This window comes from Micromonospora qiuiae, assembly GCF_016863555.1.
Lineage (GTDB): Bacteria > Actinomycetota > Actinomycetes > Mycobacteriales > Micromonosporaceae > Micromonospora > Micromonospora qiuiae.
This window is the reverse complement of record NZ_BOPC01000003.1, coordinates 77,175-87,600: the sequence shown is the minus strand read 5'-3', so window position 1 is coordinate 87,600 and position 10,426 is coordinate 77,175. Positions and strand designations below refer to the sequence as shown.

At 71.8% G+C, this 10,426-nt stretch carries 10 protein-coding genes and 1 pseudogene; 6 read left to right on the top strand and 5 right to left on the bottom strand.

Annotated features, from left to right (window positions below):
- Positions 1-43 precede the first annotated feature (43 nt).
- Together Vqi01_RS01165 and Vqi01_RS01160 are read right to left on the bottom strand one after the other, a co-directional pair.
- A complete protein-coding gene (locus tag Vqi01_RS01165) occupies positions 44-649 on the bottom strand; it encodes a hypothetical protein (RefSeq protein WP_239098096.1) in 606 nt (201 codons plus the stop codon).
- Between the two features lie 310 nt (positions 650-959).
- Positions 960-1,685: a helical backbone metal receptor gene (locus tag Vqi01_RS01160; protein WP_204032106.1), complete on the bottom strand. Its 726-nt coding sequence runs from the start codon at positions 1,683-1,685 to the stop codon at positions 960-962.
- Between the two features lie 92 nt (positions 1,686-1,777).
- Here Vqi01_RS01160 and Vqi01_RS01155 point away from each other — a divergent pair, with 92 nt between their 5' ends.
- Both Vqi01_RS01155 and Vqi01_RS01150 read left to right on the top strand, forming a co-directional pair.
- The gene (locus Vqi01_RS01155; RefSeq protein WP_204032101.1) at positions 1,778-2,638 is read left to right on the top strand and encodes a DUF2726 domain-containing protein; all 861 of its coding nucleotides are present in this window, start codon (positions 1,778-1,780) and stop codon (positions 2,636-2,638) included.
- A gap of 274 nt (positions 2,639-2,912) precedes the next feature.
- Complete coding sequence (locus Vqi01_RS01150; protein ID WP_204032099.1) at positions 2,913-4,172, top strand: hypothetical protein; 1,260 nt, start codon at positions 2,913-2,915, stop codon at positions 4,170-4,172.
- A 117-nt stretch (positions 4,173-4,289) separates the two neighbouring features.
- Here Vqi01_RS01150 and Vqi01_RS01145 read toward each other — a convergent pair whose 3' ends face one another.
- Positions 4,290-4,634 (bottom strand): histone-like nucleoid-structuring protein Lsr2, encoded by a 345-nt coding sequence (locus tag Vqi01_RS01145; protein WP_204032097.1) that lies wholly within the window; start codon positions 4,632-4,634, stop codon positions 4,290-4,292.
- A gap of 266 nt (positions 4,635-4,900) precedes the next feature.
- Between Vqi01_RS01145 and lon the strand changes: the two genes are divergently transcribed.
- Positions 4,901-7,237 (top strand): endopeptidase La, encoded by a 2,337-nt coding sequence (gene lon / locus Vqi01_RS01140; RefSeq protein ID WP_204032096.1) that lies wholly within the window; start codon positions 4,901-4,903, stop codon positions 7,235-7,237.
- 60 nt (positions 7,238-7,297) lie between these two features.
- Here the strand turns inward: lon and Vqi01_RS01135 are convergent, their stop codons facing one another.
- Together Vqi01_RS01135 and Vqi01_RS01130 are read right to left on the bottom strand one after the other, a co-directional pair.
- Positions 7,298-8,995 carry a DEAD/DEAH box helicase gene (locus tag Vqi01_RS01135; RefSeq protein ID WP_204032094.1) on the bottom strand — a complete coding sequence of 566 codons (1,698 nt, stop codon included), beginning with the start codon at positions 8,993-8,995 and terminating at the stop codon, positions 7,298-7,300.
- Between the two features lie 90 nt (positions 8,996-9,085).
- The gene (locus Vqi01_RS01130) at positions 9,086-9,289 is read right to left on the bottom strand and encodes a hypothetical protein (protein WP_204032093.1); all 204 of its coding nucleotides are present in this window, start codon (positions 9,287-9,289) and stop codon (positions 9,086-9,088) included.
- A gap of 173 nt (positions 9,290-9,462) precedes the next feature.
- Between Vqi01_RS01130 and Vqi01_RS01125 the strand changes: the two genes are divergently transcribed.
- From Vqi01_RS01125 to Vqi01_RS31750, 3 genes and pseudogenes are all read left to right on the top strand, one after another.
- The gene (locus Vqi01_RS01125; protein ID WP_204032091.1) at positions 9,463-9,783 is read left to right on the top strand and encodes an ATP-binding protein; all 321 of its coding nucleotides are present in this window, start codon (positions 9,463-9,465) and stop codon (positions 9,781-9,783) included.
- A pseudogene (locus tag Vqi01_RS31755) lies at positions 9,780-9,932 on the top strand (response regulator); the annotation flags it as partial. The gene Vqi01_RS01125 and the pseudogene Vqi01_RS31755, both read left to right, overlap by 4 nt.
- Positions 9,933-10,008: 76 nt before the next feature.
- On the top strand, positions 10,009-10,383 hold the full coding sequence (locus Vqi01_RS31750) for a response regulator transcription factor (RefSeq protein WP_443673746.1): 375 nt from the start codon (positions 10,009-10,011) through the stop codon (positions 10,381-10,383).
- Positions 10,384-10,426: the final 43 nt, after the last annotated feature.

The following is a 10,426-nucleotide window of genomic DNA, read 5'->3' as shown; positions in this document are numbered from 1 at the left end:
CGTCACCGGGGTGACGCCCGCCGCACGGGGGAGGGTGATCAGGTCAACGGAGCCAGCCGAAGCGCTGGACGATCGGCAGCCGCGCCCAGGTGCGGCCCAGGCCCCAGGTGTCGCCCGCGTTGGTCACCGCGATCAGGGCAAGCACTCCGGCGTACACCAGGTGGTCGTCCATGAAGGGGTTGTTCGCAGGCAGCAGGACGGCCGCCCACATCAGCACCAGCAGCAGGCCACCGGCTGTGGCGGCGACCCGCACCCCGATGCCGAGCATCAGCGCGGCACCGATGGCCGCCAGACCGATCATGAACAACCAGTCCGCCCAGGCGGCGCCGGCGATGCCGTTGTAGAACCCCTGGAAGGGACCGGTCGCTCCGAAGGTCAGGAAGCCCTTGGTCGGGCTGCCCCCGTTGATCCAGGCGTTCTTCGCCTCGGTGGCGTACCCCAGGCCGAACAGCTTGTCCAGGAAGGCCCAGAGGAAGATCCAGCCCAGCGCCAGGCGGAGCCCGGCGAGCAGGTAGCGGGCGGCCCGCTTGCCGGCGGCCCGTTCCCGGATGGTCTCGGCCGCCGGGTTCTTGGCGGCGGTGATCCGGTCGGTCCGGTCCCGGATGGTCTCGGCTCCCCGGGTGTTGGTGGCGGCGGTGGTCCGCTCCATCATCGCGGTCATTGTCTCCACGTCCTTTCGTTGCTTCGCACCGCTGTCCCGGTGGCATCTCTATTGGACGCCGGCGGGGCAGGGCGCCAGCAGGGCCGACCGGGCCGGGACCGGGCGGGACCTTGGACCCCTCTTGCCCGGGACCATCCGGCTGGAGCGATCCGCCAATCCGTGAACATCCGGGCGTTCTGGACCATCCGGCGGAAGCCGTCCCCGAATCCGTGATCATCCGGCGGGGGCGATCCGCGAATCCGTGATCATCGGGCGGGAGCGGTCCGTGGTCAGCGGCTGGGGCGTGCGGCCCTGCCGGTCAGTTGGGGACGAAGGCTTCGCCGAGCTGAGCGGCGAGCACCGCGGGTGCTTCGGCCAGGGAGGGGCCGTACCAGGTCAGGTGCCGTCCGGACACGAGCGCGCAGGGGACACCCGGGAATGCCTCGGGACCGTCGTCGCGGGTGAACCGGTACGGCTCGTCGGGCAGCACGATCAGATCCGGTGCGTCGGCGCGCAGCCGGGCCAGGCTGGGCCGGGGATAGCGCTCCGGCTGGTCGGCGTAGACGTTGGCGACCCCGAGCCGGCCCAGCACGTCCCCGGCGAAGGTGTCGCTGCCCAGCACCACCCAGGGACGCCGCCAGACCGGTATCACCGCCCGCCGGACGACCGTGGCCTCCGGCAGCCCCGCGAAGGCTCGCCGGGCTGTGGCCAGCCAGTCGGGCTCGGCCGACGCGCCGAGATCGCGGAGCAGATCGGCCAGCTCGGCCAGCGCCTGATCGACCGTGCGTGGATAGGTCACCCGGATCGGTATGCCCGCGGCGGACAGCGCGTCGGCGTCCTCGCGTCGATTCTCCTCGACGTTGAGCAGGACCAGGTCCGGCCGCAGCGCGCGGATCCGCGCCAGGTCGGGATACTTGCTGCCGCCCACCCGTGGTACGTCCAGCCCGGCCGGGTGGGTGCACCAATCGGTGGCGCCGACCAGCAGACCCGGCAGGGTCACCGCGACCGCCTCGGTCAGTGACGGCACCAGCGACACCACCCGCACGCTGTCCACCTCCTCGGCGGCCCACCGTGGGAGCCGGCAGGCATGATCGTCATCCTAGACTCGGTCGGCGGCAGAATTGGGTGGGGACGACGATGACCGGTGGTGACGATTCCTGGCTGTCGATGGTTCCGGCGGGGGCCGGCCGCGGCGCGGTGCTGGGTCGTGCGGGGCGGCGGGTGCACATCGGACTACGGCTGGCCGATCTGCTCCGGCGCCGTCCGTCCGGGCTCACCGGCCATCAGTGGAACACGGCCAGTCGTAGTCTTCTCGACCTCGTGGTCTGTCACGAGGAGACCGGTCGGCCGGAGTTCGCCGTCGCGTTCCGGCGCCCGGCGCCCGACGCGTCCGCCCGCCGCGCCGAGCGGGTCCAGGCGGCGGTCGCCGCCGCCGTCGGACTGCCGGTGCTACGCATCGTCTCGACCACCCTGCGCGCCGCCGAGCACGGGCCGGCGATCGTCACGTACGTGATCGATGCCCGCCGGTACGCGGAAGGCGACGCCGGGTCGGACGTCGCAGCGGTCGGGTTCCGCGACATCGTGGGCCGGCTGCCCGACGGGCGGACCGGCGCGGTGAACGATCTGGGCGCGCTCGCCCGGGCCGAGGCGGTCGAGGCGTACGTGGCGCGGCGGCTGGCCGACCCGATCCTGCGCGGGCTGCACGTCACCTGGGCGGGCGGCCCGGCCGAGGGCTGGAGCTGGGTGGACGTACGCCCCGGCGAGTGCCTGGTGGAACGGGTGTCGGTGCAGGCGGACGAGCTCGCCTTCGGGGTCGACCCGGCTCGGTTCGCCGAGGACCTGGCCGCCCTCGCGATCGGGGACCGGCTCCGGCGGGGGGATCTCGGTGAATCGGCGCTGGTTCGTCGCGAGGAACTTCTTGACGCCGTCCGGCAGCTTCGGCAGCGGCGGGACGAACTCGTAGACGACTTCGCCTACGACCATCTCTGCGAGGCCTGACGCTTCCGCGACAGCCCACCGCTCACCCGTTCGGGATGGTCGGAAAAAAAATCATGCTTCTTTGAACCGCTGTCACGTCGGCTCCGTACCTCACCGGGAATGGACAGGATCTCGCCACCCCGCACCGACAGGCGCGGGAGACGGTGCGGAAAGGGCATCGTCGGTAATCGACGTGCCACCGGCGCGCTCGGATGTCCGCCGAGCATGCCACCACGATTCCGTTCGGTCCGTCGAGTCACGAATCAGGTACCGGATCGAGAAGGAGAGCAATTCGATGCGCAGGTCCCCCCGGTCGCGCCGACCATCCGGTAACGCGCGGACCAAGCGACTTCTGGCTGTCGGTGCCACGCTCGCCGTTTTCGGTGGCGTGGTCGCCGTGACCCAGATCTCGTCGGCCGGTGACCGACGGCCGAACAAGCAATCCCGGCCGGTGTCGGCCGAATGCGTGGCACCGAGCCCGGGCGCCACCGCGCCGGCCGCTCGCGGTGCCACCACCACCCGTACCTTCCAGAACGGTCGTTGGGTGACCAACCACTGGGGTGACGGGCAGCAGACCGTCCAGGAGTGCCAGGAGACCCGCAACGGCACCGGCGGCGCGACCACCGGCGCCCTGGCCGTGGCCTGCCCGGACGTGGTCAGCCGCCTGCCCCAGGTGCCGGACCGGGCCCGCGCGGAGGTGGACCGCAACCTGGCCCAGCTGCAGACGCAGATCACCGAGGCCGACCGGCGGCTCGCCACCGAGGGCAACCGGGGTGAGGCGTTCATCAACAACACCATTCTCGGTCCGCTGGCCGCCAAGCGCCGGGCGACCCTCGATCGAATCACCATCGCCATCGACCGGTTCGGTCCTCGGCCGCGCGGCCTCGCCAACCTCGCCGCCTGCCAGGTCCAGCCGATCAACAACAACAACGGTGGCGGCAACAACGGTGGCGGCGACGACGGTGGCAACAACAACGGAGGCGGCGGCAACAACAACGGTGGCGGTAACGGCCTCGACGTGCTCGCCAACAACTGCGAGAACAGCCGGCTCCAGCCGCACGACGGCTTCCAGAACGGCAACCGTTGCATCAGCACCGCCTTTGGCGAGGTCGGTGCCGCAGCCAACAACCCGTCCTTGCTGATCACCGAATTCCCGCAGCAGGTCAACCGCAACGAGGGCTTCACCCTCCGGGTGAGCACCCGTAACCTCGTCCGGGACCGCTTCCTCCCGGCCGGGCAGGGTGGCTACTACCTGGAGAGCTCGCTGCTCAACGATGAGGGGCTGACCCGCGGCCACTTCCACACCGCCTGCCGGATGCTGAACAACACCGACGAGGCTCCGGCGCCGGAGCCGGTGCCGGCCTTCTTCGTCGCCACCGAGGACGGCGGCGGTGGCCGCCAGCCGGACAGCGTGGTCATCCAGATCCCGGGGCTGCCGGAGTCGGGTACCGCACAGTGCGCGGTCTGGGCCGGTGACGGCTCGCACCGCATCCCGATGTCCGAGCGGGCCAACCAGACCCCCGCGTTCGACGCGGTGCGAATCCAGGTCAACTGAGGCCGTGAACTGACGCGAAATCCATGGGGCCGTCCGGAGATCACTCCGGGCGGCCCCATGGCGTCTGGCGGATCGTTTGCCGGATCTCCCGCGGTGCCGGCTGCGCGCGCCCGCTGTTCAGCGGTTCTTGTACGCCTCGACCACCTCGACCGGGATGCGGCCCCGCTCGGAAATCTTGTAGCCGTTGCTGACCGCCCATTCCCGGATGGCGCGATTCTGCTCCCGGTTCATTCCCGACGTGGCGCCGCCCATGCCGCGACGAGTACTGCGGACGTCGACACCGGCCCGGCCGAGCCGCCGGCCGGCATTGATAAACGGGTCCAGCGACTTGCGTAGGACACCCGCGTTCTCATCAGAGAGGTCAATGGTGTACGCCACGCCGTCCAGGCTGAACTCCACCGTGCGGTCGGCCTTTCCGCCGTCGAGGTCGTCGGTGAGCACCGTGATTACTTTTCTTGCCATCGCCGATTACTCCTTGTGTTCGGGGGGTGTGGTCAAATTCTGACTCATCGGCCGGCAATTGCGCAACAAAAGCCATGTGTTGCCGGCCGCTTTTTGCGTGACATCGAAATCCCGATTCTGCGGTGTGATCACCCGGTCGCGGTGCGAGAGGGCTTCGCGATGTCTGGCTGCGGGCCATCTCGTGTCCTGGCTCACAACGAGGAACATCGGTGCGTCGCCGCGACTTGAGTCAGACACGCTCAACTCAATGCGATGGTAGGTGTTCGATGGCAACTCTTCCGGTACTTCCACTGACCGACGCCGTGCTGCTGCCCGGCATGGTCATCCCGGTGACCCTCGACCCGAGCACTCAGGCCGCGGTCGACGCGGCCCGGGCCACCGGCGACCGCAGGCTGCTCGCCGTACCGCGCCTGGACGGCGAGTACGGCTCCGTGGGTGCGATCGCCACCATCGAGAAGGTCGGCCGGCTACCCAGCGGCGAGCCCGCGGCCGTGATCCGGGGTCTCGCCCGTGCTCGAATCGGTTCCGGCGTGCCCGGTCCCGGCGCGGCGCTCTGGGTCGAGGCGACCGAGATCGACGAGTCCGCCCCGGCCGGCAGGGCCCGGGAACTCGCCCGCGAGTATCGCGCCCTGATGACCTCCGTACTCCAACAGCGGGGCGCGTGGCAGGTCATCGACGCGATGGAGCGGATGACCGACCTCTCCGAGCTGGCCGACTCGGCCGGCTACGCGCCCTGGCTCAGCCTGGCGCAGAAGACCGAACTGCTGGCCGCGCCGGACGTCACCGCCCGGCTGGAACTGCTCGTCGGCTGGGTGAAGGACCACCTGGCCGAGCAGGAGGTCACCGAGCAGATCAACTCCGACGTACGCGAGGGGCTGGAGAAGTCGCAGCGGGAGTTCCTGCTGCGCCAGCAACTCGCCGCGATCCGCAAGGAACTCGGCGAGGACGCCCCGGACGGCTCGGCCGACTACCGGGCCCGCGTCGAGGCCGCCGAACTGCCCGAGAAGGTCCGCGAGGCGGCGTTGCGCGAGGTCGGCAAGCTGGAGCGGGCCAGCGACGCCTCGCCGGAGGCGGGCTGGATCCGTACCTGGCTCGACACGGTGCTGGAGATGCCGTGGAGCACGCGTACCGAGGACAACACCGACCTGGTCGCGGCGCGGGCCGTGCTCGATGCCGACCACGCCGGCCTGGGCGATGTGAAGGACCGCATCCTGGAGTACCTCGCCGTGCGCAACCGGCGGGCCGAGCGTGACCTCGGCGTGGTCGGCGGGCGCGGCTCGGGCGCGGTGCTCGCCCTGGCCGGACCGCCCGGCGTCGGCAAGACCAGCCTCGGCGAGTCGGTCGCCCGGGCCCTCGGGCGCAAGTTCGTCCGGGTCTCCCTCGGCGGCATCCGCGACGAGGCCGAGATCCGGGGCCACCGTCGCACCTACGTCGGCGCGCTGCCCGGCCGGATCGTCCGGGCGCTGCGCGAGGCGGGCTCGATGAACCCGGTGGTGCTGCTCGACGAGGTCGACAAGCTCTCCGTGGGGTACGCGGGCGACCCCGCCGCCGCTCTGCTGGAGGTGCTCGACCCGGCCCAGAACCACACCTTCCGGGACCACTACCTGGAGGTCGACCTCGACCTGTCCGACGTGCTGTTCCTGTCCACCGCCAACGTGGTGGAGGCCATCCCCGGCCCGCTGCTGGACCGGATGGAACTGGTCACCTTGGACGGCTACACCGAGGACGAGAAGGTCGCCATCGCCCGCGACCACCTGCTGCCCCGGCAGCGGGAGCGGGCCGGACTGACCGCCGACGAGATCGACATCGACGGCGCGGCGCTGGGCCGCATCGCGGGGGAGTACACCCGGGAGGCCGGCGTACGGCAGCTGGAGCGTGCCCTCGCGAAGATCATGCGAAAGGTCGCGGTGACCCTCACCGACGACCCGAGCCCGGTCCGCGTCGGCGCGGACGACCTGGTCCGCTACCTCGGCCGGCCGAAGCACACGCCCGAGTCGGCGGAGCGTACGGCGGTGCCGGGCGTGGCCACCGGCCTGGCGGTCACCGGGGCCGGGGGAGACGTGCTCTTCATCGAGGCGACCAGCATGGAGGGTGAGCCGGGGCTGACCCTGACCGGTCAACTCGGCGACGTGATGAAGGAGTCGGCGCACATCGCCCTCTCCTACCTGCGCGCCAACGGCCGCCGGCTCGGCCTGGACCCGAACGCCCTCGCCGGGCGGCGGATCCACCTGCACGTGCCGGCGGGCGCGGTGCCCAAGGACGGTCCCAGCGCCGGCATCACCATGGTCACCGCGCTGGCGTCGCTGGCCAGCGGCCGGCCGGCCCGCCCCGAGTTCGGGATGACCGGCGAGGTGACGCTCTCCGGCCGGGTGCTGCCCATCGGCGGGGTGAAGCAGAAGCTGCTCGCCGCGCACCGGGCCGGCCTGACCGAGGTGATCATCCCGGCCCGCAACGAGCCGGACCTCGACGACCTGCCTACCGAGGTACGCGAGGCGCTGACCATCCACACCCTCGCCGACGTCGCCGACGTGCTCGCCCTGGCGCTGCGCCCGGCCGAGATCGACCCGGCGTCGCTGGGCGGCGAACACCTCACCGCCGCCTGAGCGCGAAGGAGGGGGCCCCTGTTAACGCATTGCGCATAGCAGGGGCCCCCTGTTAACACCTCAGCGGCGGTTGTCACGGTCGAGGCGGACGGTGGCCTTGCGGCCCTTGATGGTGCTGCCCCGCAGGCCCGCGATCACCTCGTCGGCGACCGCGAGCGGCACCTCCACCAGCGAGAAGCGGTCGGCGATCTCGATCGAGCCGATGTCCCGCCCGCTCACCCGGGTTTCTCCGGTGATGGCCCCGACCAGGTCCTGCGGGCGGACCCCGGCTCGCCGGCCCAGACCGATGAAGACCTGCGTCACGCCCCCGGCCCGGGGCCGCCCACCTCGGCGGTCGCCCCGGCCGTCGTACTCCGGACGGATCGGCCGGGGTGGGCGGACCGCAACCTGCGGTATCTCCTCCTCGGCCTCGTCGGAGCCGGGCAGGGTCGCCTCGTGCGCCAGCTTCACCGCGGCGAGGGCCACCTCCATCAGGTCGAACTCGTCGCTGAGTGACTCGACGATCACCCGGAACGGCTCCAGGTCGTCCTCGAGCAGGCTCTCCCGCAGCGCGGCCTGGGTCAGTTCCAGCCGGCGGGTACGCAGGTCGGCCACGGTGGGGATCTTGTCGATCGTGATCCGCTGCCCGGTGACCCGCTCGATGGTCTTGAGCATCCGGTGCTCCCGGGGCTCGGCCAGGGTGATCGCCACCCCCTCCCGGCCGGCCCGGCCCACCCGGCCGATGCGGTGCACGTACGACTCCGGGGCCGACGGCACGTCGTAGTTGACCACGTGGCTGAGCTGCTCGACGTCCAACCCACGGGCCGCGACGTCGGTGGCGACCAGCAGGTCGGCCGTGCCGGCGCGCAGCCGGCTCATCACCCGGTCGCGTTGTTCCTGGCTCATCCCGCCGTGCAGCGCCTCGGCCCGGTACCCGCGCCCGTTCATCGTCTCGGTGAGCCGGTCGACCTCCTCCCGGCTGCGGCAGAACACGATCGCCGCGGTCGGCGACTCCACATCCAGCACCCGCCCCAGGGCGGCCGGCTTGTGCGCCCGGGTTACCAGGTACGCGCTCTGCCGCACCCGGGGCGCCTCGCCGGCCACCGGCTGCTCACGGGCGATGAGAATGCGTACCGGATCCGTCAGGTGCGCCCGGGCCATCCCGTCGATACGGGCCGGCATGGTCGCCGAGAACAGCACCGTCTGCCGCTGTTGCGGGGCGTGCTCCAGAATCGCCTCGATGTCCTCGGCGAAGCCCATGTCGAGCATCTCGTCGGCCTCGTCCAGCACCACCGCGGTCAGGCTGCCCAGCCGCAGGGTGCCCCGGGCGATGTGGTCCAGGGCCCGGCCCGGAGTGGCGACCACCACGTCGACCCCGGAGTCCAGGGCACGCAACTGCCGGCCGATCGGCTGCCCGCCGTAGATCGGCAGGACCCGGGCGCCCAGGTCCTTGCCGTAGCGGTGGAAGGCCTCGGAGACCTGGACGGCCAGCTCGCGGGTCGGCACCAGGACCAGCGCGACGGGTTCGCCGTCGGGCCGCTCCTCGGGCATCCGCTGGAGCAGCGGCAGGGCGAACGCGGCCGTCTTGCCCGTACCCGTCGCCGCCTGCCCGAGCAGGTCCCGACCGACCAGCAACGGCGGAATCGCCTCCCGCTGGATCGGCGTGGGCTCCTCGTAGCCGAGCGCGGAGAGCGCCGCGAGCAGTTCGGGGCGAAGGCCGAGATCCGCGAAGGCGGGTGGTTCGATGGATGGGTCGGGCCGTACGGGCGTGGAACTCATGGGTCAAGCTTTTCATCACCCCCGCGCACCCGATGCGGCGACCACCGGAACATGTGAGGGGCCGCCGGCGGCGGCCCCTGCCGGTCCGCGTCAGCTGGCGAGCAGCGCCAGGATGTTGGTGATCCCCAGTACGACGTCGATGACTCCGCACCACTCGGCGTAGGCGCGCGGCACCACCCGACCGGTGCGGTGGTGCCACCAGTCCCAGCCGGAGTGAACCAGCCAGCCGAGTGCCACCAGCCACTGCCCCACGGCACCACCGAGCAGCGCGGCAAGCAGGGCCAGGGCCCCCATCCGGCCAGACCGGCGAGCTGGATCCGCAGGCTGCCGGCCTCGCGCCACCGCCAGCGGACGGTGCCGATGACCAAGTAGCCGACCGGCAGGATCAGCAGCGTGTACGCGCCGAGCGGGGCCGGTCAGGCCCAGTTATCGGCGGTCATCACCAGCTCCAGTCCGGCTGGCCAGCGATGCGCCAGCACCCGCGCCAGCGGGTGGCGGCGGGCGCGCTCGGGCTCGCCGCGTTCTCAATGGTGCTCGCGGTGGCGCTGACCACCGCCGTCAGCGCCGGTCCGGCCGAGCGGCTGCGCCGTCGGCTGCGGTTCGGGTACGCCGCCGTGGCCCGGATGACCGTGACCAACGACGGGGTGACCGCCCCGGCGGAACCGGATCGGCACAGCCACGGCCTACGCGGGTTGGCAGACCGTTCCGCCTCGGCCGGCGGGCGGCTGCGGACCCACTGCGCCGACGGTGTCTTCACCGTCGAGGTGACCGTACCGACCGCCGCATGATCCGGGTCCTGCCCGCCGACGACGAGGAGCTGATCCGTACCGCCCTGGCGGCCCTGCTCTATCTCGAGCAGGACCTGACGGTCGTCGCGCAGGCGGCCGACGGCGACGCGGCGGTCACCGCCGCCCTGGCGCACCGGCCCGACGTGGCAGTGGTGGACCTGGCAATGCCCCGGCGCGACGGGTTCCAGGTCGCCGCCGAACTCGCCCGGGTTGCCGGGCTGTGCGGTGGTCATCCTCACCGGCCAGGGGCGTCCGCCGCATCTGGCCCGCGCGTTGATCGCCGGGGCCTGGGGATTCCTGCCCAAAGGAGCGCCGGGTGGCGTGCTGGCCGACGTCGTCCGCCGGGTGCACACCGGTGGCCGGTACGTCGACCCGGCGCTCGCGGCGGATGCACTGACCATCCCGCCGTGCGCGCCGACCCCGCGTGAGCTGGAGACGCTGCGAGCGGCCGAGGACGGGTCACCGGTCGCCGCGATCGCCCGCCGGGCCCACCTGTCGAGTGGAACCGTCCGTAACTACCTGGCGTTGGCGGTGCAGAAGCTGGGCGTCGACAGCCGCGCCGAGGCGGTCCGCGTCGCTCGCGAGCACGGCTGGCTGTGAACGCCGACGGCCGCCGGGTCGACGTGACCCCAACGGCCATCGG

Bases quoted from the DNA above. Each gene is read 5' to 3' on its own strand.
- Vqi01_RS01165 (WP_239098096.1), bottom strand. From the start codon at position 649: ATGGAGCGGACCACCGCCGCCACCAACACCCGGGGAGCCGAGACCATC.
- Vqi01_RS01155 (WP_204032101.1), top strand. From the start codon at position 1,778: ATGACCGGTGGTGACGATTCCTGGCTGTCGATGGTTCCGGCGGGGGCC.
- Vqi01_RS01150 (WP_204032099.1), top strand. From the start codon at position 2,913: ATGCGCAGGTCCCCCCGGTCGCGCCGACCATCCGGTAACGCGCGGACC.
- Vqi01_RS01145 (WP_204032097.1), bottom strand. From the start codon at position 4,634: ATGGCAAGAAAAGTAATCACGGTGCTCACCGACGACCTCGACGGCGGA.
- lon (WP_204032096.1), top strand. From the start codon at position 4,901: ATGGCAACTCTTCCGGTACTTCCACTGACCGACGCCGTGCTGCTGCCC.
- Vqi01_RS01135 (WP_204032094.1), bottom strand. From the start codon at position 8,995: ATGAGTTCCACGCCCGTACGGCCCGACCCATCCATCGAACCACCCGCC.
- Vqi01_RS01130 (WP_204032093.1), bottom strand. From the start codon at position 9,289: ATGGGGGCCCTGGCCCTGCTTGCCGCGCTGCTCGGTGGTGCCGTGGGG.
- Vqi01_RS01125 (WP_204032091.1), top strand. From the start codon at position 9,463: ATGCGCCAGCACCCGCGCCAGCGGGTGGCGGCGGGCGCGCTCGGGCTC.